At 32.3% G+C, this 26,327-nt stretch carries 27 protein-coding genes and 1 pseudogene; 9 read left to right on the forward strand and 19 right to left on the reverse strand.

Features of this window, described 5'->3' with window-relative positions; translation table 11 throughout:
* Nucleotides 1-6: 6 nt before the first annotated feature.
* Together Q5Y73_RS20635 and Q5Y73_RS20640 are read right to left on the reverse strand one after the other, a co-directional pair.
* Nucleotides 7-717 (reverse strand): response regulator, encoded by a 711-nt coding sequence (locus Q5Y73_RS20635; RefSeq protein WP_305993814.1) that lies wholly within the window; start codon nt 715-717, stop codon nt 7-9.
* Nucleotides 718-2,343, reverse strand: a complete 1,626-nt coding sequence (locus Q5Y73_RS20640; protein WP_305993815.1) for an ATP-binding protein — start codon at nt 2,341-2,343, stop codon at nt 718-720. It lies immediately after the preceding gene.
* A gap of 358 nt (nt 2,344-2,701) precedes the next feature.
* On the opposite strand from Q5Y73_RS20640, the gene cspD reads away from it, so the two are divergent.
* Both cspD and Q5Y73_RS20650 read left to right on the forward strand, forming a co-directional pair.
* The gene (cspD, locus tag Q5Y73_RS20645; RefSeq protein ID WP_305993816.1) at nt 2,702-2,902 is read left to right on the forward strand and encodes a cold-shock protein CspD; all 201 of its coding nucleotides are present in this window, start codon (nt 2,702-2,704) and stop codon (nt 2,900-2,902) included.
* Between the two features lie 178 nt (nt 2,903-3,080).
* On the forward strand, nt 3,081-4,145 hold the full coding sequence (locus Q5Y73_RS20650) for a DctP family TRAP transporter solute-binding subunit (protein WP_305993817.1): 1,065 nt from the start codon (nt 3,081-3,083) through the stop codon (nt 4,143-4,145).
* Nucleotides 4,146-4,231: 86 nt separating this feature from the next.
* Here the strand turns inward: Q5Y73_RS20650 and Q5Y73_RS20655 are convergent, their stop codons facing one another.
* The 4 genes from Q5Y73_RS20655 to Q5Y73_RS20670 form a co-directional block, all read right to left on the reverse strand.
* Nucleotides 4,232-4,894, reverse strand: a complete 663-nt coding sequence (locus Q5Y73_RS20655; protein ID WP_371320251.1) for a GNAT family N-acetyltransferase — start codon at nt 4,892-4,894, stop codon at nt 4,232-4,234.
* 21 nt (nt 4,895-4,915) lie between these two features.
* Nucleotides 4,916-5,779 carry a patatin-like phospholipase family protein gene (locus Q5Y73_RS20660; RefSeq protein WP_305993818.1) on the reverse strand — a complete coding sequence of 288 codons (864 nt, stop codon included), beginning with the start codon at nt 5,777-5,779 and terminating at the stop codon, nt 4,916-4,918.
* Between the two features lie 23 nt (nt 5,780-5,802).
* Nucleotides 5,803-7,422 (reverse strand): ribosomal protection-like ABC-F family protein, encoded by a 1,620-nt coding sequence (gene abc-f, locus Q5Y73_RS20665; protein WP_305993819.1) that lies wholly within the window; start codon nt 7,420-7,422, stop codon nt 5,803-5,805.
* 236 nt (nt 7,423-7,658) lie between these two features.
* On the reverse strand, nt 7,659-7,793 hold the full coding sequence (locus Q5Y73_RS20670) for an RAxF-45 family protein (RefSeq protein ID WP_305993820.1): 135 nt from the start codon (nt 7,791-7,793) through the stop codon (nt 7,659-7,661).
* A 223-nt stretch (nt 7,794-8,016) separates the two neighbouring features.
* Here Q5Y73_RS20670 and Q5Y73_RS20675 point away from each other — a divergent pair, with 223 nt between their 5' ends.
* Nucleotides 8,017-8,580 (forward strand): NADPH-dependent FMN reductase, encoded by a 564-nt coding sequence (locus Q5Y73_RS20675; RefSeq protein ID WP_305993821.1) that lies wholly within the window; start codon nt 8,017-8,019, stop codon nt 8,578-8,580.
* Nucleotides 8,581-8,651: 71 nt separating this feature from the next.
* On the opposite strand, the gene Q5Y73_RS20680 is transcribed toward Q5Y73_RS20675, so the two are convergent.
* Both Q5Y73_RS20680 and Q5Y73_RS20685 read right to left on the reverse strand, forming a co-directional pair.
* Nucleotides 8,652-9,821, reverse strand: coding sequence for a serine hydrolase (locus tag Q5Y73_RS20680; protein ID WP_305993822.1), 1,170 nt, complete (start codon nt 9,819-9,821; stop codon nt 8,652-8,654).
* A 109-nt stretch (nt 9,822-9,930) separates the two neighbouring features.
* Nucleotides 9,931-10,809, reverse strand: a complete 879-nt coding sequence (locus Q5Y73_RS20685; RefSeq protein ID WP_305993823.1) for a phosphotransferase family protein — start codon at nt 10,807-10,809, stop codon at nt 9,931-9,933.
* Nucleotides 10,810-10,901: 92 nt separating this feature from the next.
* Between Q5Y73_RS20685 and Q5Y73_RS20690 the strand changes: the two genes are divergently transcribed.
* From Q5Y73_RS20690 to Q5Y73_RS20705, 4 genes are all read left to right on the forward strand, one after another.
* A complete protein-coding gene (locus tag Q5Y73_RS20690; RefSeq protein ID WP_305993824.1) occupies nt 10,902-11,528 on the forward strand; it encodes a ThuA domain-containing protein in 627 nt (208 codons plus the stop codon).
* A 118-nt stretch (nt 11,529-11,646) separates the two neighbouring features.
* Nucleotides 11,647-12,288 carry an MIP/aquaporin family protein gene (locus Q5Y73_RS20695; RefSeq protein ID WP_305993825.1) on the forward strand — a complete coding sequence of 214 codons (642 nt, stop codon included), beginning with the start codon at nt 11,647-11,649 and terminating at the stop codon, nt 12,286-12,288.
* 40 nt (nt 12,289-12,328) lie between these two features.
* Entirely contained in the window at nt 12,329-13,408 is a 1,080-nt protein-coding gene (gene xerS, locus Q5Y73_RS20700) for a tyrosine recombinase XerS (protein ID WP_305993826.1), read from the forward strand.
* A gap of 107 nt (nt 13,409-13,515) precedes the next feature.
* Nucleotides 13,516-13,956, forward strand: a complete 441-nt coding sequence (locus Q5Y73_RS20705; protein ID WP_305993827.1) for a Dps family protein — start codon at nt 13,516-13,518, stop codon at nt 13,954-13,956.
* 67 nt (nt 13,957-14,023) lie between these two features.
* Here the strand turns inward: Q5Y73_RS20705 and Q5Y73_RS20710 are convergent, their stop codons facing one another.
* The 5 genes from Q5Y73_RS20710 to bluB form a co-directional block, all read right to left on the reverse strand.
* Nucleotides 14,024-14,251, reverse strand: a complete 228-nt coding sequence (locus tag Q5Y73_RS20710; protein WP_305993828.1) for a ricin-type beta-trefoil lectin domain protein — start codon at nt 14,249-14,251, stop codon at nt 14,024-14,026.
* Between the two features lie 122 nt (nt 14,252-14,373).
* Complete coding sequence (locus Q5Y73_RS20715; protein WP_305993829.1) at nt 14,374-14,694, reverse strand: hypothetical protein; 321 nt, start codon at nt 14,692-14,694, stop codon at nt 14,374-14,376.
* A gap of 10 nt (nt 14,695-14,704) precedes the next feature.
* Nucleotides 14,705-14,956: a hypothetical protein gene (locus tag Q5Y73_RS20720; RefSeq protein ID WP_305993830.1), complete on the reverse strand. Its 252-nt coding sequence runs from the start codon at nt 14,954-14,956 to the stop codon at nt 14,705-14,707.
* A 264-nt stretch (nt 14,957-15,220) separates the two neighbouring features.
* Nucleotides 15,221-15,706 carry a methylated-DNA--[protein]-cysteine S-methyltransferase gene (locus Q5Y73_RS20725; protein ID WP_305993831.1) on the reverse strand — a complete coding sequence of 162 codons (486 nt, stop codon included), beginning with the start codon at nt 15,704-15,706 and terminating at the stop codon, nt 15,221-15,223.
* Between the two features lie 73 nt (nt 15,707-15,779).
* Nucleotides 15,780-16,442: a 5,6-dimethylbenzimidazole synthase gene (bluB, locus tag Q5Y73_RS20730; RefSeq protein WP_305993832.1), complete on the reverse strand. Its 663-nt coding sequence runs from the start codon at nt 16,440-16,442 to the stop codon at nt 15,780-15,782.
* Between the two features lie 244 nt (nt 16,443-16,686).
* On the opposite strand from bluB, the pseudogene Q5Y73_RS20735 reads away from it, so the two are divergent.
* Both Q5Y73_RS20735 and Q5Y73_RS20740 read left to right on the forward strand, forming a co-directional pair.
* Nucleotides 16,687-17,769 (forward strand): annotated as a pseudogene (locus Q5Y73_RS20735) (glycosyltransferase family 4 protein); the annotation flags it as partial.
* Between the two features lie 18 nt (nt 17,770-17,787).
* Complete coding sequence (locus Q5Y73_RS20740) at nt 17,788-19,152, forward strand: UDP-glucose dehydrogenase family protein (RefSeq protein ID WP_305993833.1); 1,365 nt, start codon at nt 17,788-17,790, stop codon at nt 19,150-19,152.
* Between the two features lie 79 nt (nt 19,153-19,231).
* Here Q5Y73_RS20740 and Q5Y73_RS20745 read toward each other — a convergent pair whose 3' ends face one another.
* The 6 genes from Q5Y73_RS20745 to Q5Y73_RS20770 all read right to left on the reverse strand — a co-directional run bounded on the left by Q5Y73_RS20745 (nt 19,232) and on the right by Q5Y73_RS20770 (nt 26,327).
* The gene (locus Q5Y73_RS20745; protein WP_305993834.1) at nt 19,232-20,518 is read right to left on the reverse strand and encodes an MFS transporter; all 1,287 of its coding nucleotides are present in this window, start codon (nt 20,516-20,518) and stop codon (nt 19,232-19,234) included.
* A gap of 273 nt (nt 20,519-20,791) precedes the next feature.
* Nucleotides 20,792-22,045: a MerR family transcriptional regulator gene (locus Q5Y73_RS20750; protein ID WP_305993835.1), complete on the reverse strand. Its 1,254-nt coding sequence runs from the start codon at nt 22,043-22,045 to the stop codon at nt 20,792-20,794.
* A gap of 27 nt (nt 22,046-22,072) precedes the next feature.
* Nucleotides 22,073-23,359 carry an MFS transporter gene (locus Q5Y73_RS20755; protein WP_305993836.1) on the reverse strand — a complete coding sequence of 429 codons (1,287 nt, stop codon included), beginning with the start codon at nt 23,357-23,359 and terminating at the stop codon, nt 22,073-22,075.
* Between the two features lie 390 nt (nt 23,360-23,749).
* The gene (locus Q5Y73_RS20760) at nt 23,750-24,085 is read right to left on the reverse strand and encodes a hypothetical protein (protein WP_305993837.1); all 336 of its coding nucleotides are present in this window, start codon (nt 24,083-24,085) and stop codon (nt 23,750-23,752) included.
* A 134-nt stretch (nt 24,086-24,219) separates the two neighbouring features.
* Entirely contained in the window at nt 24,220-25,038 is an 819-nt protein-coding gene (locus Q5Y73_RS20765) for an aminoglycoside phosphotransferase family protein (RefSeq protein ID WP_305993838.1), read from the reverse strand.
* 14 nt (nt 25,039-25,052) lie between these two features.
* The gene (locus Q5Y73_RS20770; RefSeq protein WP_305993839.1) at nt 25,053-26,327 is read right to left on the reverse strand and encodes a MerR family transcriptional regulator; all 1,275 of its coding nucleotides are present in this window, start codon (nt 26,325-26,327) and stop codon (nt 25,053-25,055) included.

Below are 26,327 nucleotides of genomic sequence, written 5' to 3' on the forward strand. Positions count from 1 at the left end.
TTGATCTTATTTAATTTTGCTCATGATATACCGATTGACAGGTCTACCCACTCCTCCATACTGTACGTCGAGATGGATTTTACCCGCTTCTTTTAAATATTCTAAATAACGACGAGATGTTACTCTTGCAACACCAACTCCTTCCGCTACCTCTTCAGCTGATTTAGAGCTGCTTTGATTTAATAAAAATTGCTCGATTAGATCAAGCGTAGATTTGTTAAGCCCTTTGGGGAGTTCAGTTTCTGCTGCATCCTCAGCAAAGGGAGGGTGATGTTCCTTAGAGAAAAGCATCTGATCCAATTGATGCTGTGAAATAGATCCATCAGATAGTTTTCTTTTATAATTACGAAAATTGTTTAAGGATTGTCTAATTCGATCAAATTTAAATGGTTTGATGATGTAATCTATAGCTCCATTTTGCAGCATAGTACGAATTGTTTTTCTATCATTAGCGGCAGTGATTACAATTACATCTACCTCTTCTTTTTGATGCCTAATCTGATAGATCAATTCCATACCATCTGCTTTAGGCATATAAATATCTAAAATAACAAGCTCAGGTTTATACTTCTTTATCTTCCTTATTCCCTCTACACCATCACTTGCTGTATCAATAACATGAAAACCATCTACATTTTGTATAAATTGTTTATTCACTTCTTGTACCATTGGATCATCTTCAATTAAAAGCACATTAATTTGCTCTTGAATAGACATTTATGAACTCCTTTCCACTTTTTGAAATCCAGCTGTTTTCTTTTGATTCATACGGAATTGAATAAAAAAGCTTGCCCCTTTTTCAGGTTGGGAATTCATATTCATCTCTCCATTTCCTTTTTCAATTATATTTTTTACCATATATAAACCTAGTCCATACCCTTCATCTTGATTCGTTGTAAAACCTTCTTTGAAAATCTGCTCTTGAATAGATGCTGACATACCGATACCATTATCCTCGATTAAAACCTCGCAAATCTCTTCATTTTGATAGATACTAACATATACTTCTTTGTCCTCGATTTCCTTTTTTTGAAGTGCTTTAAAGGCATTTTCGATTAAATTACCCAGTATAAGAACAAAATCATGATGATCAATATGATTTGGAAAATGCTCTAGTATACTGCTCCTATCAATATTTACTCTAATACCCAGCTCTTTTCCTCTGCTTACTTTACTTAGTAATAACCCTGCTATACTTTGATTTGAAATACTCTTACTTAAAAATCTAGTTAACTCCACCTGCTCCTCTGAAATTTGGTAAACATAGTTCAAAGCTTGCTCTTGCTCACCTAATTGGATTAGTCCAGCAATCGTATGGAGTTTGTTCATGTGCTCGTGATTCTGAACTCTTAAGGCTTCAACAAAGGCTTTTACGCCAGTAAGTTCCTCAGCCATCATCGTGACTTCGGTTCGATCCTGGAAAACGGCAACAGCACCAACAATTTTATGATCCACCTTTATTGGTATGCGACTGCTCATAATATTCGTATATTGAATTTGTATTTCTTGATTATAAATCGGATGCTCTAGTTGAAGCATTTCGGGTAATTTTGTATCTGGAACAACTTCACGGATGTTTTTCCCCACTACATCTCCATGAATGTTTAACATTTGTTTTGCTTTTTCATTAAATATAGTAATCATCTCTTGATTATCAATCGCTATCAGCCCTTCATTAATCGCGTGAAATGTAGCCGTTCTTTCTACCAACAATCTTACAATTTCATGAGGTTCTAACTCAAACATTTGTTCCTTAATATGTTTTGCTAATAACCAGGCTCCAAAAATACCAAGGAGAAGGGTTAAGAACATGACTACACCAATTTCATATTTGATTTCAGAAATAGAAGCCAAATAGGTTGGTAATATGTTGCCTACGATAACAACTCCAATTTGTTCATGGTTATCATTGATAATAGGAACAAATGCTCTCACAGCAATTCCTAATTCCCCTTTTGCCTTTGATGTATATGTATGCTCTGCAAATGCAGGACCTTCATCACTGCCGTAAGATATTGAACCGAGCATAGATTTTATTGGATGTGAATAACGTATTTTTTCATTATTTAAGACTACAATATAATCTACATTGTTTACAATTCGTATTTCCTCGACTACAGGATATATTTTTATCCAACCATAGGGTTTAGTAAGATTGTTTTTAATTTCTGGAACCTGAGCAACGGTACGGGCTACGATCATAGATCGTTTTTCAATTTCCTCTTCTTTAATGCTTTTAATATTGCCTAATAGAAAAGTGCCACCAATGCATATAGAAAATAGAACTACACCAAAAGAGAGGATTGTTATTTTAATCTGAATAGGGAGTCTGACTACTGTCATAATACACTTTCCTTTCTAAAGGTTGGTGTAAACATTTCTTCCTTAATCTTAGAAGATTTCTACAATGATCTCTGAAACCCTTCTGTGCAGCCTCTTATACTAGAATAAAAAAGTCATCGATTTCACTGATTGATCATCTAATCTGATTAAATTAATAATATTCTTTGCTTTTTGTATCATCAAAATGTTACAGTGAATCTAAACCATTTTACTTTTTAATAATAGCAATTTAAAAAAGCTGTAACTTTTGGGGAGATGGAAATCAAGTCTTCTTTTAGGTTGCAGCTTATTAAATGTTAAAATTAAAAATGCTTTAAAATGGTAAAAATTATATGTACTATTTCTAGGAGGAATACTAATGCAAAACGGTAAAGTAAAATGGTTTAATTCTGATAAAGGTTTCGGTTTTATCGAAGTTGAGGGTGGAGAAGATGTATTCGTACATTTCTCAGCAATTCAAGGTGACGGATTCAAAAATTTAGATGAAGGTCAAGAAGTTTCTTTTGAAGTTGAGCAAGGAAATCGTGGTCCTCAAGCTGTTAACGTAAATAAACTTTAAGATATCGTTATTTTACATGAACTGAATTACCATAAAGCTAGCATTTTTGATGCTGGCTTTAATTAATTTCACAACCATTTTTATTGGTTTTGAGCATCTGCATACAGGTAATCATCTACAGAAGTAAAGTGTGGTAGACTAGAATTACCATAAACTGAAACATTTTGGGGTGTTTTTCATGAAAAAGCTGATGTACTTTTCCATTTTATTTATGATTTTGTTCATCCTTACTCTAGTCATGATATTCAAACTATTTCAATCACAAGAAAAACTAGCTTTTGATGATGAGCAGTTCGGGTTGAAGGATCAGATTGTGATCCGCTTTAGCCATGTAGTGGCGGAAAACACACCTAAAGGTTTGGCCGCAAAATACTTCGCTGAATTAGTCAGTCAAAAAACATCTCATAATGTAAAAGTAGAAATCTTCGCGAATGGAAGTTTATATACAGATGATACAGAAGCACTGCATGCTTTAAAACAGGGAGAAATTCAGATGATGGCCCCTGCTACCTCAAAGTTGACAACATCATTTCCTGAATGGCAATTAGTAGATTTGCCTTTTGTATTTCCTTCATATAAAGCTGCTACCGAAGCATTTAATGGTAAAATTGGTAAAGAACTCTTTTCACTTCTAGAAAAAGAAAATCTGAAAGGTTTATCATTTTGGAGTAATGGTTTTAAACAAATGACAAGTCATATAGGACCTATACATATGCCTGAAGATTTAGCTGGTCAACATTTTAGAATTATGCCAAGTAAAATCATAGAAGAGCAATATAATCTATTGAATGTAAAAACAAGCATGCTTCCATTTAATTCAACATATCAAAGTCTTGAAACCCATACCGTGACTGGTCAAGAAAATACGCTGTCCAATATTTACTCTAAAAAATTTTATAGAGTGCAAGAACATTTAACTATTAGTAATCATGGTTTCTTAGGCTATGTTGTTTTAATGAATGATGATTTCTGGAACCAACTTCCTATGAATATTCAAGAAATTATCATAGAATCGATGAACGAGGCATCAGAAATAATACAAAATAAATCCATAGAGTTAAATCAGCAATCGTTGAAAAATATTAAAAATGATTCTGATATTCAAATTTATGAACTAATACAAACAGAAAAAGATAAATGGATAGAATATCTACAGCCTGTATATGAACAATATGAATTAGAATTTGGAAATGATCTTACTCAGGAATTGTATAAAATACATAATAAGTATGAGGTAGAATGATTCCTCATACTTTTTTCATTTTTAAACTTTATGAATACTATTCACTTTTCAATCTATGTTTCAGTGGCTCACTTCATTATTTAAGTTTATATTTTCTTAAACATTCCATGTGAAGCGGGATACGTGTATTGAAACCCATATTTCTCATATAGCTTATCAGCAGGCTCATCTGCAATTAAACTAATATAAGCGCCTTCAGGAGCATTTTCGTCTATATCCTTTGATAGTTCATTCATTATTAGCTTTCCTAGACCTTGACCTTGGTAATTAGGTTCAACGGCGATGTCCACAACTTGATAGAAACAGCCTTTATCACCAATCAGTCTACCCATACCTATCAAATATTCATTAGCATAGATTGAGATGGCATAAATTGTGTGTTTAAGCCCAAGTTTTGCTCCCGCTTCACTCTTTTCACTTAACCCTGCTAATTTTCTTAAATTTAAATAATCATTTACATCAGGCGTACCCTTATATAAAAGGTAATTGTTTTCTTTTAAACTCAAAAATTGTTTTTTCTTTTTTTCTGCAAAAGCCATTACAACAAATATAATCAAATGTAGTATCCATAAAAGCATCTGAATAAAGTATTGAAAATAAATCCACTTTGGAACTGTAAGACTTCCAATAGGACCAACACGATTGTTCGTGTAATAGTATATAGAATATATAAATGATATTGTTAAAAACACAATGAATATGATCGATACTGACAACCCAAAATAAATTAACTTTTTCTTCTTCCTCAAAACTTTTCCCCCACACTAAATTCACGTTTTTGTTTTCTCCATCCAATTCATTAACAAATCATATTGGATTTTAGCATCTTCGAGACCTTGATCATATAATCTCGTAAGTTTTACTTTATCTTTTTCTAATCGATTCACTTGAATTGGCTGCTTTGGTCTAAAAACAAAGATGTCTCCTTTTTCTTCAAGCTGGTTAACATAGTTTATTGTTGTGTTGTATTCTTCATGACGCTGTATCATCGTATTGTATAATCCTTTGTATCTTCTACGATACTTCGCTTTTAACATCCATTTGTAACTAGCTGGTTTTTTCACATATCCTTTATTTCTAGTTAAGATCACAATGTTTCGTTTATTTCCATCGTTTATCGATTTTATAATGGGAATCGGATCAGCGATTCCCCCATCTAATAATTCATATCCAGCATGATTCACAATTTGAGTAATTAACGGTAAGCTGATGGATGCTCTTAATAATGTAAATACATCGCCGGTATTTCCATTTTTGTCAAAATACATCGGTTTTCCCGTTACACAATCTGTTACTACAATTTTAAAAGTTTGTGGAGAAGAATGAAAAGTATCATAATCGAAGGGTTCGAGTTGATTAGGGAGTTTATCAAAGATAACATCCATCCCAAACAAACTTCGTTTTTTTATCAAATTTCTGACACTGATATATCCTGGGTAGTCAATATAATCAATAGTTACTTTTTTATTCCTACCGTATTGTTTTGAAATGTACGAGGTCGCATTACAAGCTCCAGCAGAAGCCCCTATAATGTATGGGATATCAATCTCTTTTTCAATAAAATAATCTAATACACCTGCGGTATATACCCCTCTTAAACCCCCGCCTTCAAGTACCAAACCCATATTATCCATCTGAGCAACACATCCTCAAAAATTTAGAGTTGATGTTTTTGTTTCGCATCATCGTAATTACCAATATACTTAAATATTTTTCCATTTTCAAGCCAGTAAGTCTGATTAAAACAGCGATTTAGCAAATATCGATCATGTGATACACAGAGAATTGTTCCTTCAAATTGTTCAAGTGTTTCTTCTAAAACCTCACGAGAATCAATGTCCAAGTGGTTTGTAGGTTCATCTAGAATAATGAGATTCATGTTTTGATTCATCAGTTGGGCAAGTCTTACCCTCATTCTTTCTCCACCACTTAATCGACTTACTTTATTAAATACTGAATGTCCGTAGAACATAAATTTAGCTAGTATTTGTCGTGCTTCAGCCTCGGTCACATGAACTTGTTCTCTAAATAAATCAATAAGTCTTCCTTCTTGTTGATCTTTAAATACATGCTGTGATAAGTAACCAATTCTAACATTGCTGCCTATTTTAATCGTACCTTCATCAGGCAACATTTCTTCTAGAATCATTTTTAAAATGGTGGACTTGCCGCTTCCATTATTGCCTATTAAAGCAATACGATCCTGATATCGAATTGAAAAATCTATATTTTCAAATAGTGTTGTTTCATTAAATCTCTTTGAGATATGATCTACCTGCACAACATCTTTTCCGCTTCGTTCTTGCATATGAAGATCAAATTTCATCTTTGTATTTTCTAATTTTGGTTTTTTAATCTTTTCCATTCGTTCAATGGCTCTCTCCATGTTTTTGGCTCTTTTATGCAACCCTGCATTTGGTGGGTTTGCCCGATTTGCCCATTCTATCAGTTGTTTTATAGTTTCTCTCATTTTCTTGATTTTTTTCTGTTGCTCTTGAAATGCAGCAAACTGATTTAATAGTCTTTTTTCTTTTTCTTCTACAAAGTAAGAGTAATTTCCGTGGTACGTATGAAGTTCTCCGTCTTCAATTTCTATTATTTTTGTAGCTACCTCATCTAAAAAGTAACGATCATGAGACACAATGAGGATTGATCCTTGAGATGTTTTGATAAAGTCTTCCAACCATTGTAATGCTTGTATATCTAGGTGATTTGTCGGTTCATCCAGCAACAGTAATTGAGGCTTTTTCAATAAAATTAAACCCAAACCTATTTTCGTTTGCTCTCCTCCACTGCATTTTAAAAATGTACTGTCAAGCAAGTTAGCAATGCCCAAACCGTTACAGATCTTCATGAGATCAGCATCCATTTCATAACCGCCCAATTTAGTGAACTTTTCTTGTACATCTCCATACTGTTTTAACAGTTTTTCTAAATTAACCTCATCTTCAGCCATTTTTTGTTCAATGCTTCTCATCTTTTTATTTAATTCATTCATCTCTTCAAAAGCACTGCACAATACATCTCTTACAGTGTCCTCTTTTCTGTGGGATGGAATTTGTTCTAAATACCCCACTTCTGCTTCTTTTTTAATATGAATTTTTCCTGCATCACATGGTTCTACCCCTGATATAAGCTTTAAAATGGTCGTTTTACCACTACCATTTGTACCAACCAAACCAATTCGTTCCCCATCTTTCACTTCAAATCTTAAATTCTCAAAAATCTTGTTTCCACCTAAAGTTTTACTTACATCATTTACTGCACAAATAATCATTTTATTATTCTCCTTTCAATAACAAGAAAAAACCATGAGTAAAAATCAACCCATGGTTTTTGAATAAACATATATTTAGTCTAATCTTCACAGATAATTTCGAGCCTCTTTCTGCAATATGGTGAGAAATATATCTTTTTTATGCAAAAAGGGGAACTGTATTATGATACACAAAAGGAGGGCAAATCGCCCTCCCATTTGAATTACCTGTATATAAAAGTGGGGTAAAGAGATTTTTACATTCTGTTATATGATGTTGTTTTATTAAAAAAGGACATACGTATCCCGTTGAAAACAACACCAGCAAAAATGGCACGGACAATATACACATATTGTAAATATCCTGTGCGACCTTTAACAGAATGTAACATCTCTATCCCTCCTTTCAAGATTAAAGTTATAAAACAAAATTATCTTAACACAATTATCTTTTAATTACAATATGCTTCCAACCTAAATTATATTTAATATGTTACCTTTTTTATATTATGAATACATTTGTGATAAGCTATAAGCTATGAAGGAACCTTTCTCATATTATAATTTAGAGGAACAAAACTTCAATGCTATTTCAACAATTTGGAGGAATTACATATGAGTACTGAACAAATAAATGTATTAGGATTTGCTGGTAGTTTGAGAAAAGATTCTTATAACCGTGCCTTACTTCGTGAAGCTATTCAGCTTTCCCCAGAAGGATTGAAAATCACTGATTTCGATTTATCTGAAATTCCGATGTTTAATGAGGATGTTGAAAAAGAAGGAGATCCTGCAGCTGTGACTGCATTTAAAAATGCGATTCGTGAATCAAAAGCCTTACTCATTGTCACACCTGAATACAACAGTGCGATTCCTGGAGTATTGAAAAATGCACTTGATTGGGCATCACGAGGTGCTAAAGAAGCACCCTTATTAAAAAAACCTATCGCTATTATGGGTGCAACACCGGGTCGAGCTGGAACTGCTCAAGCACAAGCTCAATTAAGACAAACCTTAGTCACTACACGTTCACTTGTCATGGTTGAACCTCAAGTCTTAATCTCAGAAGTCCATCGTAAATTTGATGATCAGGGTAATTTTACAGATGAGAAAACAGGTCAATATATTGGCAGGTTGCTCACTTCGCTGCAAGAATGGGTAAACAAACTCAAATCATGATAAAACAAAAAGCATTTGATTAGTTTGCTATCAAATGCTTTTTGTTACATTTTCAATATGCCAGTTCCACTTCAGTCTATTATATTTATGGCTCTTTCTTGTTGATCCCAAGTGATTTGAAACCCAAATGTGTCTGTTATCAAACGAAGCGGAACAAATACTCGATTGTCTCTAACCTTGATTTCCTCATTCAACTCTTGCTCAATGTCATTAATAATCACCTTGTTTTTATACTCATTATTAAAAACCATTTTTGTTTCATTATATGATAATACTAAAGTGCCATCATCCCACTCTATATGTCCTCCTAAATGCTCAGTTATAAAGCGAATAGGAACATAGGTTGTTCCACCTTCCGGATTCATGGTGGGTTGCACATCAGGGAAAACAACCTTTTCACCATTCACATAAATATGTATTGGCTTCAAATTCAAATGGATGTTGTGTATTTTTTTAGTAATATGAGCAATTACATCTCTCACTTTTTCATATGGAATACCCTCTGTCATAATCGCAAGTATGTATGGTTGTTCATCGTAAACAATTCCTACATCATTATAGACCAACTCTAAAGGGAAGTAACCTACCTTGTGGGCAACTTCTAACCCTGATACTCCCGCAGGGATTGTTTCGTTATAATCCGTATGTACAAAGACGCCCAACAGCTCTTCTCCTAATTCCTCATGTTCAATTATAAATGCATCCAAAGCTGTGGCATAAATCGCAAGATCTTCTGCACTTAATCGATTGTAACCATTTGGAAAGACATTTTTTCCACCTATCCCTTTTAAAAATGAAATAAAGTTTGCTCTACCCATTTTCTCAGTCAACATAATATAAGCAACATTATCACTGTGTACGATCATTTTTTGTACTAGATCACGAATTGTATATTGTGTACCAAAGGGCTGAAATTGAATAACTCCACTTCCTTCGTAGTAATGGTATACGGAGTAGGTTAGTTTCTCATCCAAATTCAAATTTCCCTCAGCAGCTTTCTTATATATATACAGGGCTAATGGCATTTTAATCGTACTAGCTCCTGCATACACTTTTTCCTTTTGATGGAACATGACTGTACCAGTAGTTAAGTTTTCGTAATAAAAAGAAATATCACCTAGAGCATTCATTTCATGTAATAAATCCTCTGGAATCTCTTCTTCTATTCCTAGTGCAAAACTATTGATTATACTAGAATAAAACAATATAAAAACAATCATAATTTGAATATAGTATTTCATTCAACTACTGCCCCTTTTACCAATTTAGAAAACGTTTTCTATTATATGGTACTATATTCACTTTAATATGTCTTTATGTTTTTATAGTCAATGCACATTTTAAAATATATTATCTGTACTCTTTGATCCCATTTTCAAAGGCATGATTGTCTTTATTTTCTAATCCATGTAATGCTTCTTGCAATGCAAACGTCTTTTTATAGAAACTAACTCGATCAGATATCTCATTTCCGTTTGGATATTGTTCAATGCATAATTGAAAGAACGTTTCTCCATAACTAGATAATAATCCTGAAAAATCATATGCAGGATCTCCTATTCCTGATCCACCAAAATCAATTATTCCTGAAATTTCACCATAAAAAGAATCCCACAAAATATTTGATGCCCCAAAATCTCCATGAATTAGTGTCAGATTCATCTCTAAATTATTGGGATTATTCAAAAAAACTTCAAACATATGAGTGATATTCTCTTTAGCATCCTTCCTCATAAATGAATATAGTCTATTTTGAATGTTTTCAAAGAGTTCTTCTACTTCAGTTCTAATCCCCTTCTGCTTTTGATGTTTAAAAATAGGATTAATTTCATGAAGTGGTATTGAATGAACTTCAAACAAAAAAGTGGCAAGTTGAGATGCTAATTTTTTAAACAAATTCACATCCTTTATATTTGATAGTTCTTCCCTCCATAGCGGAGAACCTTGGATTTTTTTATATCCAGTAAATACCTTTCCTGCTTCCAATATTTCAAAAGATTGATAGATTGGATTGGGGATTGTAATTGTTACCCGGTCTTTAATCTTATTGACTAGTTCTGTCTCATCTTTCAGATTGGTAATCCCTTTTAAATATTTTGGAAATCGAAAGACCAAAGACTTATTAATCATTAAAACATCGTTATTCTGCCCGATCTTATTAGGCTCAACGTCATCTATCCATAAATCAGGATACACTTGTTTTATTCGATCAATATATTGATTATACATTTATAAGATCCCTTTCTTGTTGCTTCCTAAGTCTAAATACTTATTCATACTTGTGCCATTATATTATACAATAAAAATATGGAGGTCATATTATGAACAAATTCACGATACTTTTAGGAGATTTCTATCATCCTGCTCCTAATTTGCAAGCATCCTTGGAAAAATTATATTTAAATAACAGTCAGATTCAATTAAACTTTGTCAATATAGAAGCAATCAACGAAAGTCTATTAAACCAAACTGACTTGTTGATTATTGGCCGAGAAAATAGAATAAATCCAAAAGACAAAATCCTTCAATATTGGATGGATGAACAAAAAGCCAATGATATTACTCAATTTGTTCAAAATGGTGGAAGTATGCTAGTCTGTCATTCTGGATTATCCTCATATGAACAAAACGATCAATACATACAACTTGTAAAAGGCTATTTCAAATTCCACCCTAAGGTACAACAAATTGTAAATTATCATAATAACAACCAAGATCATGATTCATTCTCATTTCTTGACGAACATTATTTTGTTTCAGTAGATGAACAAAACACAGAAATCTTCTTAACTTCAACCTCTGTAGATGGAGAATCCATTGCAGGCTGGAGACATACATACGGCAAAGGAAAAGTATGTTGTATAACCCCAGCACATCATAAAGAAGCATTGCTGCATCATGATATGTTAAAGCTGTTGGAACATTGTACAAACTGGTGTCTCGAATAGGCAAGAATGGAATTTACATTCCGTTTACAATTTAATGGTTGCATCTTAACTTGTAAATAGATCATAATATAAAAGATTCATCAAATTATCTTTATATTTACTTTTAGGAGAGTAACCAATGACAAAAAAACTTATCGCAGAATTTTTAGGCACATACTTTTTAGTTTTAGCAGGTACAGGTGCCATAGTGACAAACTCCATTACAGGAGATTTAACACATGTCGGAGTCGCTATCACTTGGGGACTTGTTGTCATGGCAATGATTTATACGTTTGGCCATATTTCTGGAGCGCACTTTAATCCAGCTGTAACCATTGGATTCTTAACGAACCGAAGCATTAGTGGGAAAGAAGCTGCTTATTATATTGTTTCACAAATTTTAGCTGCACTAGCCGCAAGTACTACCCTTCTTTTCTTATTTGGCAATATCGCGAATTTGGGTGCTACCTTACCTAGAGAAGGTTGGATGCAAACTTTTATTATTGAGTTTATTCTTACATTCTTTTTAATGATGGTGATCTTAGGTTCTGCTGTTCACGGTAAAGCTGTTAAGTCCTTTGCTGGACTCGCTATTGGTACTACAGTTGGACTCGAAGCCATGTTTGCTGGACCTATTAGCGGTGCTTCTATGAATCCTGCTAGATCTATCGGTCCTGCCTTATTATCTGGAAGTTTAGAGCATCTATGGATCTACATTATTGCTACAACTCTAGGTTCTATAGCTGCTGCAGTGATTTATCAATATATTAAAGATAAATAAGTATATTTTCGATAGAAAGATTTTCAAGGGGTGAAAGATGATGAATATCATAAAAATCAAAGATCGACAAGAATTAGATAAGCTCATACCTACAATGCCATGGTACGTTGAAAAATTTATCAATCACAAATTGCAAGATCTTTCCCCCTCTACTCTACTTGAATACGTACGTGACTATAGTACGTTTTTATCCTGGTTGCTAGCTGAAGGACTTTCTGATGCGAAAAGTTTGAAAGAAGTTCCTTTAGAACATTTAGAACAATTACATACAGAAAGCATTGATAATTTCAGAGCTTTTTTAGCAACTAGAAAAGAAAATACCAACGCTAAAATCACGATAATAAGAAAACTTTCGTCTCTTCGATCCTTATTTCATTATTTAAGTCAAATTGCGGAGGATGAAAACTTCTATCCACTTTTAAAAAGAAATGTCATGGCAAAAATTGAAATAAAAAGAACAAACAAAGCTAAAGAAATAGCAAATAAATTGGAAGGAAAACTATTACAAGAAAGTGAGATTATTGAGTTTATTGAATATGTTAAAGAAGGTTACGAATATGACATTGCAAAGAATAAACAAGCGCTATATTTTTATAAGTTAAACAAAATAAGAGATGTATGCATCATTAGTCTCATATTACACTCAGGACTTCGTGTCTCAGAGGTCGTAAATTTATCTTTAGACGATATCGATCTAAAAAAACAAACCGTATACGTATATAGAAAAGGAAATCATGATGAATCCTTCAAAACTAGAGTTTTTTTTAGAAAAGATGCCATAGAAAATATTGAGCAATACTTAACCATCCGTGCAATAAAATATAAAGCACCTAAAAAGGAAAAAGCACTCTTTCTTACCATTCCAAACGGAGCGAATGAAGGAAAAGTGATGTCTAAGAGAGCTATTCAAGAAATGGTAATCAAATACGCCAAAAGATTCGGCAAACCCTATTTAACTGTACATAAATTACGCCATTCATTTGCTACTGATTATTATTTGCAAAATGATCTATATAAAACACAGGAACAGTTAGGACATGCTTCAACAGACACTACCCAAATCTATGCACATCTAACGGATAAAACGATGGAAAAAGCAATTGATCAAAGAAAAATATAATTGATTCCCAATATTTGATTATTTATAATTATTATTATATAATAATTATTGTAAATAATCATCTATATACTGTTTGTTTCAATTTCAATTAGAGAGGAGTATTATACATGAATGAGAATTTAAACACAGCACTAAATCAACAATTAGCAAATATGAACGTATTGTATACTAAACTACATAACTACCACTGGTATGTAAAAGGAGAACATTTTTTTACATTACACGAAAAATTTGAAGAGTTATATAACGAGGTTACTGGTTATTCAGATGAAATCGCTGAAAATATGTTAGCATCTGGTGCAGTCCCAGCTGCTAGTTTAAGAGAATACTTAACTTTAGCTTCAATCGAGGAAGCAGCGAATGGTCTGTCTGCTAATGAGATGGTTCAATCTGTTGTAGATGATTTTTCAAAAATTGGATCAGAAATTAGGAAAGCCATTGAAATTGCAGATGAAGAAAATGATATTCGTGTAGCAGATTTACTTGAAGGTATAGTAATGAGTCTAGAAAAACATCAATGGATGTTAAATGCTTACTTAGGAAAATAAAAATAAAAAACATTAACGCCTCAAATCATGGTAAAAATGAATTGAGGCGTTTTAATCATATACTCGACTATTTCCTCTCATTTCCTCGTTTAAAATTCCCAGTAAGTTTGGCCAATATAAGTTGAATCCCAAATTCATCTTTACCTTCTATATTTGAAAGGAACTTTTTTGACTCCTTTTCGCTCAAAGTTTTTATCATTCGATTATCCCAATATATCATTACTTTATTTGCTTTTGTTATTTTATAGCTGAATGGACTTTCTTTTAAGCGATCTCGTTTATCTATTTCCCCCATTTGTATCCCCCGTTCTATCTTTCAAAAATATACCTGTTATGCTATTCATTATATCATATGATTCATGTATACCCATTACATTTGCTATTTTCATTAAAATTGTTTTATTTTTGTAATAGCTACTAATCATGATCAGGAGGAGCTACAATTTTAATAATTCTATCCCCTTTGGGATTAAATATTTCTAATATTAAACTGGGAACTACGGTTGATAATTTATATTCTTTTGTTTTTATTTCTATTTCGTATCTATCTTTTGAAACGCCTTTTATACTGATGGTTGCTGGAGAAATACTCTCAATATCAAATAATGGCGTGAATAATTTAATTGTAAATTTATTTGTAGGCAGCTTTATTATAATTTCATTCAGTTTAGGACGATATATTTGTACTTCATTCCCTACATAATCATTTTCAACAATTTTCAAATGATGTTTGTACATTTAAACTCTCCTAAACAGTAATTGGCTTTAATGTGATATTAACTAGTGTTCTTGCTACTTGTATTCCCTTGCCCTCTGTAACATTAGTAGAAAGAACGTACGCCCCAGATGGTACCATAGTGTTTATGACATTATCAGGTGAAATCTTTGATACTAAAAAAGCGTTTGTATTTTCTAGCGCTGAAGATAATATAGTTGTTTGTACTGTATTTACTGAATCAATATCATATAAAGGTGCGACAAAGTTCCACTTAATGTCCATAACAAAAAACCCTATCGGAGTATTTCGAAGATGTCTTCGAATCCTTCTTAAGAGGTAGTTTTTGTTGAAACATCAAATTTGTAAACTTCAAACTATTAAATTCAATTTGATCTCTTCTATTTGTTCCATTTGTCTTTTTTCATGAATATTATTTGCTAATTGACTCATGATTTCTTGAACCATGATTTCTTACTTGAAAATGAACTCATCAGTTGGTTGAATATTGTCTGGGGGTGTTCTTTTCAAGTTCGATCAGAGAACAATTCATAACCTGTCTGAACTTACATTGGTATTTTCATGCTGTAACAACCATTCTTTTCTCCACATGCCTCCGCCATATCCAACTAGCTTTCCATTGCTTCCTACGACTCTGTGACACGGGATAATGATGACAATTTTATTCTTATTGTTCGCATTCCCTACGGCTCTCATCGCTTTTTCGTTCCCTATCTTTTCCCCTACTTTTTTATAGGATGCTAATTCTCCAAATGGTATGTTTGTTAATTCATTCCACACTTTTTCTTGAAACTCAGTACCTTGTAAATGCAAATTCAAATGAAACTGTTTTCTAGTCCCCTTAAAGTATTCATCTAATTGTTTACTTGTCTCTTTTAATATAAGAGGTATTTGTGAAGATTGGGGTTCTTTCTTTTCTTCTACGAATTGTACTTCTTTCAATTTTTGTTCATCACTTTTGCATTTAAGCAATCCAACTGGTGAGTCGTAATATAATATATAATCATTGTTCATTGTTCATGTACACCTTCCTTATACCCTTAACTATACAATAATGTAGAAGAAAAGTTTTTTAAAATCTTGCTTTCTAATTTTTAAATGGCGGATTCTCCTTGTTTCCCCATTGATTCAAATAAATCAAATCTCGGAGTTCTTCTCTTTTCGCCCATTTATTCGTTTCTAGAATAGGGGCCTTGGGATATTCATCTGTATATCCTATCGTCAATAATGCTGCAGGATCAATATGAGGCGGAATACTTAATATATCTCTAACATCATTTTTTTTATAAAAGCTCACCCAACCAAGTGCGATTCCTTCTGCACAGGAAGCGAGCCACATATTTTGTATCGAACAAGCCACAGACATAAGGTCTGTTTCTGGAATGGAGTTCCTTCCAAGTACATGCGAACCTCCTCTTGTTGGATCACAGGTAACACAAATTGTTACTGGCGCTTCCTTTAAACCCTCTACTTTTAAAGACAGGAAATGACTTTGACGTTTGCCTTCATAATGGATGGCCAAAGCCCGCCTTTCTTTATCCGCTGCCCATGCCAATTGATCTTTTACTTTCGGTGATTTAATAATAATAAAATTCCAAGGCTGCATAAAACCTACTGAAGGGGCATTGTGTCCCGCTTCTATAATTCGCTCAATAGCTGCATCAGGTATAGGTCGATTTAAAAAAGAACGGACATCCCTTCTTGTATGAATGACTTTATATATCGCCTCTCGTTCTTGATCAGAAAACATCATGACATCCTCCCTCTTTCCATAAAATACTTATATTTCATTGATTTTACATCGTTTTTACTTGCAATCAATCTTTTAAAAACAAATATTTTATAACATAAACATATGAAATCAATTTAGTTTCAAATCAGATTTCATAAAGGAGAGAAGTTAAATGAGGATTGCAATCTTTACTGACACTTATTTACTCGATATCAATGGAGTTGCAAAAACTTTAGGAAGATAGTCAAGTTATCTTGAAAAAAATAATATTCCATTTCGCATTTATGCCCCTCATCATGAACAGAACAAATATATAAATGATGATATTGTTCAAACTTATTACAGCATCCCTTTTCTACTGTATCCTGAATGCAAAATGGCTTTCCCTAACCCTATTCATATAAAGAAATCACTTCAGCAATTTCAACCCACTCTTTTTCACATTGCCACCCCATTTAATATTGGTTTGCTTGGACACCATTACGCAAGTAAATATAACATTCCATTCGTTGCTTCTTATCACACAAATTTTGATCAATATTTAAATTACTATAAAATGCAATGGATGGAACCAATCTTATGGAAGTATATGTTGTGGTTTCATCAGGAATGTAAAAAAATCTATGTTCCTTCACAATCAACCAAGTCCTATTTGGAGCAAAAAGATTTAGACAATATAGAGATCTGGGGTCGAGGTATTGATACTGAAGTTTTTCATCCTATTCCAAACCGAGATGAAGTATGGAATGAATATGGTATTTCCACTGATAAATTTGTTATTCTATATGTAGGTCGTTTAGCACTTGAGAAAAATATTGATGTTCTAATCAACGCGTACAATCAATTATCTAAAGAAATAAAAGATCAATGTGAGCTTGTCATTGTTGGTGAAGGTCCGTTATATAAAGATCTTTCGGAATTGGCCTCGCGAATTTCTAAGGATTCTATTCATTTTCTTGGTTTTAAGCAAGGAATAAAACTAAGCGAACTCTATGCAGCTGCGGACCTATTCGCATTTCCTTCAGCTACAGAAACTTTTGGAAATGTTATATTAGAAGCAATGGCTTCAGGTACACCCGTTATTGGTATTAATGCTGGAGGAGTAAAAGACAACATCATTCATGAAAAAACTGGGCTGTTGAGTCCCTACAATGATATCACAAGTTTTAAGAATAATATGGAACGATTATACAATGATTCCAAACTAAGATATACATTAACAAATAATGCGTTAAAGTATTGTAAAGAGAAATCTTGGAACGCTATTTTTGACAAATTATTAGCAAGTTTTTATGAAGTGGAAACAAATTCTAACCAAAATACAGATCAGATTATGATTCATTAAGTAAGAGAGGAATGAAACATGAAAGTAGTTATGATTGGAAGTGGATATGTTGGGTTAACAACGGGGGTTGCCCTATCCTATATCGGACATGAAGTATCTATTATAGATATAGATGTGAAAAAAATTGATAAATTGAAAAATCGAATCCCCCCTTTTCATGAGCAGGGTCTTGAACAATTACTTCAAGAAACATCGTCTTCGATGTCATTTTATGACCATTGGGAAGGTATTAATTTAGACGTAGATATCATTATTCTAGCCGTGGGTACGCCTAGTAAATCTAACAATGAAGCTGATTTATCATATGTTGAAGATGCAGCACGTCAAATAGGAAACAAACTAACAAGAAACATGAATCCACTTATAGTAAATAAATCCACAGTCCCAATTGGTGCTGCTGATAAAGTCAAACAAATCATTATGCAAACTTGTACTGCCAAAGGGTTTGTTTCTCACATTCAAGTGGCCTCAAATCCAGAATTTCTTCGTGAAGGCGAAGCCTTATATGATTCCTTTTACCCGGATCGAATCATTGTGGGAGTGGATTCAGACTTTGCTAGAAATCAATTGTATTCGTTATATCAACCTATACTGGAACGTACGTTCAAACCATTAAGTGTACTTCCTAAAGCTAGAAATGCAACGTTGCCCCCTTTCATCTCAACAAGTCCTAATAGTGCGGAATTAATTAAATATGCTGCGAATTCCTTTCTAGCTATGAAGATATCCTTCATTAATGAATTTGCAAACCTCGCTGAACAAGTTGGTGCAGATATTACAGAAGTAGCTAGAGGGATTGGATTAGATGAAAGAATTGGCACAAGATTTTTAAATGCAGGGATCGGCTGGGGCGGAAGCTGTTTTGGTAAAGATACTCGAGCTATTATCCAAACTGGCAAACAATATGGATCTGAAATGAGTATCGTCCAAACTGTTGTTCAAACAAATGATAAACAAAGAGAATTGGTTGTTAAAAAATTGCAAAATTATTTAAAGGTTCTTCGAGGAAAAACTATTGGAATTTTAGGATTAGCTTTTAAACCTAATACAGATGACATTAGAGATGCACCATCCATAGATATTATCCAAAGGCTTATTGATTTAGGTGTCTACGTTCAAGTTTATGATCCACTAGCAATGGAGCAATGTAAGTTATCGCATCCATCTTTAGATATCCACTATACAGAAACTGCTGAGGAAGTTTTCAATCAAGCTCACGCCATTATCTTGGTAACAGAATGGGAGGAATTTAGAACCTTATCCTATCAACATTTAGTACAACGTATGAGAAATAATTTAGTGATTGATGGACGAAACTTTTTAAATGGAGAAATCATAACAGAATATGGTTATACGTACAGCGGAATCGGAAAAGGCAGTTGATTTAAGCCCACTAATATATTCATTAGTGGGCTATTTTATTTTATTGGTAATCTATATCTCTTCTACTACTCTAATTCATCTAAGTTTGCTGTGGTTTCAATGACGGCTGTTTTAAAAATTCTAAGTAGAAATATATAGCCGCGATGATGAATAAGCAAACTCCTCCAGTCAAAGGCAACCAAAAGGCAGGGATCTTATTTAGAATCGTACCTGAAGTAATCATAGCTAAAGGTACAAATGTTTTTACGATTGAAAGTGCAACACTTATTACCCTTCCTCTCAACTCATCAGGAACTAATTTTTGCAGCATCGTCATCACAGGAATATCTATAAAAGCAATCGCGAACCCATATGCCAGATGAATGAAAACATAATAAAGGGTATAAAACAGCTTGAATTCAAAGCTTATGATTAGTATAGGAGCTGCGATGAAGAGGATTAATAATGAATTTATTAAAGTCATTAAGGTAAGTAATTTAGCATATTCCATTAATCGATCATTTAATTTGCTAACTAAAATAGCTCCTAATAATATTCCAACAGACAATGAACCTTCAATAATCCCAAAGGAAACGGGGCTTAATTCGATTACATTCGTAATAATATATGGTACTGGAATTACGACTGAAAAGGTAAAGAAAAAATTGATTAATATGAATAAAATCATCATGTTGATTAAATTTTTTTGGTTGAATAAGAATGAGATCCCATCCTTTATATCTTTAAATATATTGATTTTACCTTCTCTACTCTTTTTCTCTTCTACATTAAAATTAAAATTAATAAATAACTCAGACAAACCTGACAATACAAATGAAACTGCATTGATTAGAATAAAAAGTTGAATATCAATAAATGCATATACCATACCACCTAACACGGGTCCTAATATAAATGAGGCGGACATAATCATTCTCGTTATTGCATTCATTTTCATTAAATTTTTATCCAGTACGATATTTGGTTTTGCTGAGTCGGAGCATACAAAAAATAAAGTACCAAGAATATTCAGGATCAGTGTAACAGCATAAATCAAAATTAAATTAAATTGTACAAAACTTACGAAAAATAAAATAAATAATACTATACCACTCAATAAATCTGTACCTACAATGATCATCTTCCGATTTAAACGATCTGTTAAAACACCTGCTATTGGACCAAAAATCACAGTAGGCAATATAGATAAAACTAAATTTGTTGCGAAGGAAAGTCCAGAGCCTGTTGCGGTTAAGATATATAAACTAATCGCAAAGGAATATACGGATGTGCCAAATAATGAAATAAATTGACCCGAGCAAAATAAAAAAAAGTTTTTAAAGTCTGATTTTGGATCTCTGAACGTTCTAATTAGATTTGTAATCAACTTGTTATCCCCCTCTATATGATTTGAGTAAAGTGCTTTCTGATCAGATTATGAGCTCTTTATCTTTATATAGAAGTTTAATGTATGGGGATAAGACGACAGCAATATAGGAAATGGATTTATTTTTGAATAAAAAACATTGATTATGGGGTTAACCCCATGTTTGATTAACTGCCAATAATCAAATTATAGTTTTTATTGCAAAAAAGAAAGCTTCTTTCAAAGCTTCTTCATTCATTTTATTATTAAGTTTGCATATAACTTCCTGGTGATTTACTTGATCTCTCGCCGAGCATAGTAATTATAAAAAAAAACTTTTTCTCCATTCGTAAAATAAGATTCATATTCTTCTTCAGGTTTTATTTCATCGTCAAAGATGACTTCATCCATTTTTATATAATTCAGTGATTCCATTCGCGTATTTACTTCTGACAGTGTAAATAAATCTCTTTGTTTTAACCGATGTACCTGACTTTTGTCTACGAAGTTTTCAAACAAAATGTATGACCCAAATATATTACTTTGTGCTTTTAAATAATGATCAATTTCTGCTAATAAAAAGGGTTCATGATCGAAACTGTAATTGGTTGTCCCACCTACATCAAATAAATAATCTACACTTTTATTTTTAATCGGTACTTGTAAAAAATCCGAACAAATCAAGAGTACATTTTTCATTTGATCACTAGTTTCTAAAATGTTTTTCACAAAATATAGTTGCTCATAATCATGATCTACAGCAATATAAGAACAATCCTCTGGAATCACTTCATATATATGTCTAAGAAATATTCCAACGCCAGTGCCAATCTCTAATAAAATTTTAAGATGCAACTCATTATGGTTTATCTTTTTATTCAGCCAAACTATACATTTATAAAACTGATCAATCAGATTGCCGTCAACTTTTTGAATAAAATCAGAAATGCTGAAGTCCAATGAGGTAATCAATTCACCATTTTTCTTTTTTTCCTTGATCTTTTCATATACTTCCACCGTACATAAAATTCCTTCTTCAATGAAATATGAGTTACCACAAGAGCACGTTAAACTTCCATTTAATATTTGATTATTTTCAATTCCCGCATTTTTAACGTTTAAATTCCCTTGACATTTGTGACAAACTAGCATGGAAAGAGAGGCTAATGGAATCCCTAACTTTGTACGTTTTTTTCTTTGATTTTTATTCTTCTGTATTTCAGATTCAAGATATTCCTTAGTCTCCTCCAGTTTTTTGATCTTATTTTCAATTTCTTTATATTTGTCATCAAATAAAGTTCGATAATATTCATATTGCTGAAATGGAGATAAAATACCTAATCGTTTATATCGAAATATCATTTGAATTTCATTCAATGTAAAACCCATTTTTTTAAAGTATAAGATATCTTTTATGTCCTGGTTACATGTTTCTTCGAAGTGATACTTGCCACCCTTCTTTTCAGCTATGATCAACCCCATCTCCATATAATGCCTTATGCTGTCTATACTTATCTTATTTTTTTTCGATAATTCACCAATTTTCATCTTATCACCTTTATTTCATCTATTCATTTATGCTTGTTGGGAATTAAGTGGAGTCCTTCTTATGATCTGAACATAATAATATCTAAAACTAATTAATAGTAACAAGATCCCCCCAACTATCGTCAACCAAAAAGCTGGAAAAACGTTCAATAAACTGCCCGAGATCAGCATAGCGAATGGTACGAATGCTTTCACTATTGTAACTGTAACACTTAGAACTCTTCCCCTCAATTCATCAGGAATCATCTTTTGCAGCATTGTAATAACAGGGATATCAACAAAGGCAATCACAATGCCAAAAATACCATGTAGCGCAACATAATATATCGTATAAAATAGTTTATATTCATTGCCAATAAACAACAATGGAATACCTAATAAAAAGATTAATACAGATGAAACAACTGTCATTAATATCAATAGCTTATTGTATTCCATCAATTTCTCACTAAGTTTCCCTACAATAATTGCACCAACCAACATTCCTACTGGAAAAGCTCCCGCAATGATGCCATAGGATAATTCACTAAGTTTTAATACATTGATAATAATATATGGTATTGGTATTTGAACAGAAAATGTAAATAAGATGTTAATGAGAATAAATATTCCAAGCATACCTGTTAATTGTTTTTGGCTGATTAAATATAGAAACCCTTCTTTCATATCTTTGAAGATTCTTGTCTTCTTTGATTCACCTTCATTTGACTCGTTGCTAAATTTAAAATTAATAAATAATTCTGACGCGCTTGAAATAAAAAATGAAATTGCATTAATTAAAATAAAGAGTTTAATATCCATAAACGCAAACACGAACCCACCCATCATTGGTCCTAATATAAAAGAGCTTGATGAAATCATTTGTGTTAAAGCATTCACTTTCATTAAATTCTTTTCGTGTACAAGGTTTGGTTTAGCAGCTTCTAGGCAAACATAAAATAGAGTATTTAAAATATTTAAAATCAGTGTAACCGCAAAAATCCAAATTAAATTAAATTGCACAAAGCTTACAAAAAATAAAAGCAACAACACCGCTCCGCTTAATAAATCAGCTCCTACGATAATCATTTTACGATTTAAGCGGTCTGTTAACACTCCAGCAATTGGCCCTAATATAATGGTTGGTAAGATAGATAGAACTAGATTTGTTGCAAAGGATAATCCAGACCCAGTTACAGTTAATATATATAAACTGATGGCAAAGGAATAGATGGATGTACCAAATAAGGAAACAAATTGTCCTGATCCTAATAGGATGATATTTTTTAGATCAGATTTTGGATTTCTTATGGATTGAATAAGATTTACTTTCATGTTGAACGTCCTCCTTTAAATTAGAAGTTAAATACACATGTTGTTTTTCCATTACTTAACTCTTTGTTTAAAGTGTAAATCATAGGGATGAGGCGACAACAATAGTTTAAATTCAAACTTTATCCTGAAAAAACCCTTCATGGTGGGGTTAACCCGATCTGCTTCCACAGTACAATAATCCAAATACTTTTTCTCCACCCACAAAAAAATTCTCATATTTTCCAGCTTGCTCTAATTCATCTGTCATTTAAGATAAGTATATTATTTTCCCCTTTTAAAACAGTTATTGTTATTTTATAACAAACGGCTATCAATAACTATTATGTGATTTCCTCAGCAAAAAAGAGCACTTATCAGTGCCCCTCCTTGTTATGGGTATATTCATAAATTTTATTTTATAGTGTTATTACTGAAGCTCTTAGGCTTCAAAATAAATAATATGTTAGTTTCATTTGCAACCCTTCTGCATCTAAGAGCATACGTATTCATTCCAGCACTTGGATTACGATCTACAATTGGAGAGTTTGGATAGTTTGTATGTCTTCCAACACCCCCACTAGATACATAATCCATTGTGTCATTCATCGTTGCAATAACATCGTCATTACGCAGGATTTCATACGTTACTTCAAAAGTAGTAGGAACATCTGGTCCAGATGCTGCTCCTACAGCAATTTGAATCATTGAAAGCGTATGGATTCTTTGTTGAAAAACTTTGAGCCACAATAAATGGCTCTTGTTTTAACCCCATAATTCCTCCCCCTACTTATTAATATATCCTTTAGCTTATCTTATGAATAATCTAATAAAATTGTATGGACTTTTATCTATGGGCAGGAATGTAAAAAAAAAGATAATAGTTATTCTAGAAATTCTTTTAAAATCCGATCGAATATCAGTTGTTTTTCTTCATCAGGAACTCCATCAGCTAACCTAGCAGCTGCAACTGGAACTTCCCATTTTTTAATCTCATTCATAGAATCTCCTGATAAACTTAAATATGTTTTTAAATACAGAAAATAGAATTGTTTTTTGCCTACTTTATCTAAAAGTTTTATTAATGTAGGGCTATGTTCTGGTAAAATTCCGTATTTTAACATCAATAGTGTCCGTGTTACATCTGAAAGATGATGTCCTCTACTCACATTTGGCCAGTCAATAGTCTTTGCTCCAATTGAAGTAATCATCACATTGTCTGGATGAAAATCCCCGTGACATATTACATTTTCATCTGGTAATTGATATAAGTACTTAATCACCTTTTCTTTTTGAGGGGGACTTAATAGATCAGCATTTAATATTGTATGTTCCATTCTCTCTTTTTGGGAAGGAAGCTCAAGGCTGCTCACTTGATGAATGGAATAATGCAAGTTAGCCATCTGTTTTGCCATAGTTACAAATTTCAAAGGTTGTTTCGACACCGTTTCTAAGATTGTTTTACCTTCCAATCTTTCAAAAACAATCCCTTTTCTATCACCCACCTCAATCATTCTACTTACGTATGGGACTTCCAATCCACTTGTATGTACAAATTTGCTCATTTTATACTCAAATGAAATATCATCTTGATTCGTGTCTTTATGAAATAGCTTTACAACCTCATTCTCTTCGTATTCATATATTTCTGCTTGCCTACCCTGTCCAATGATTAAGTTTTTATTTAATAAAGTGTTATTCATAATAACACTCCTTTCTAATTTTTCACCTTTATTTCACCTTCAGATCTTTTACCATAATAAAAATAGGAAAATACTTTTTCTTCTTCAGAAAATTGCATTTCATGTTCACCAGGTTGTGCAAGTTCATTAGAGATTTGTTCTTGTATTGGTTTATATTTCAACGATTTAAGTTTTTTCTTAATTTCAGTTAGTTCAAAATTACTTCTTAACTCTTCTCTGATCATATTGTTATGATGAAAGCTTTTAAAAACAGTGAAACTTCCTAATAGATAGCTGTACTCTTTTAAGTAATGTTTTATTTCATCAATCAAAAACTGTTCATGATTAGAACTATAATTCGATGTACCTAAATGATCTATTAAATAGTCAACAGAATGATGTTTAATAGGAATACTTAGATAATCAGAACAAATGAATATGATGTTTTTTTTATTATGACTAGTTTCAATCATACTTTTTAATAAATGCTGATATTTATATTGATGATCAATAGCAATATATGTACTATTATCAGGCAGTAAGTCATACACATGTCTCAGAAAAAGTCCGTATCCAGACCCAAGTTCTAGCACTATATTTTTTTTCAGTATATCAAAGTTCAATTTTTTACGTAGCCAATCTAATTCATTATACATATGATCCAAAATAGACGGTGTTGTTTCGTTGATAAATTGAGTCAGCTTGTCATTAATCATTTTGTTAACTTGTTTGTTTTGTGATTGACTTTGCATATTGTCTATTGTGTTCGATGTACATAAAATCCCATTTTTAATATAGTATTTTTCACCACAATTACATTGTAAAATCCCATTTAATACTTGATTATTCTTAATTTCCCCATCCATCACTTTTAAATGTTTTTGGCATAAATGGCAATAAAATAAAGATAATGAATCTAATTTAATCCCCATTTGTTTGTCTATTTGATCGTTACTTGAATTTTGATCCAGTAGTTCAATTTCATTGTCTAACTTTTCTTTAACTCCTTGATAATATTGAATTTTATGTTTAATTTCATCATTTTTATCTTTATATAACGATTTGTAATACTGATTACTTTGAAATGGAGACATTTTACCTAATCGTTTATATCGAAATATAGTTCGAATTTCATTTAAAGTAAAATCTAAATTTTTTAAATTCATAATTTGAATAAGATCAGATTTACACTTTTCATCAAATGAATATCTTCCTCGGGTTTTATCCGGAAGAATTAACCCCAAGTCAATATAATGTCTAACCGTATCAATACTAATATTATTTTCTTTACTAAAATGTCCTATTTTCAT

It is taken from the genome of Chengkuizengella axinellae, from assembly GCF_030730905.1.
Taxonomy (GTDB): Bacteria; Bacillota; Bacilli; order Paenibacillales; family KCTC-33759; genus Chengkuizengella; species Chengkuizengella axinellae.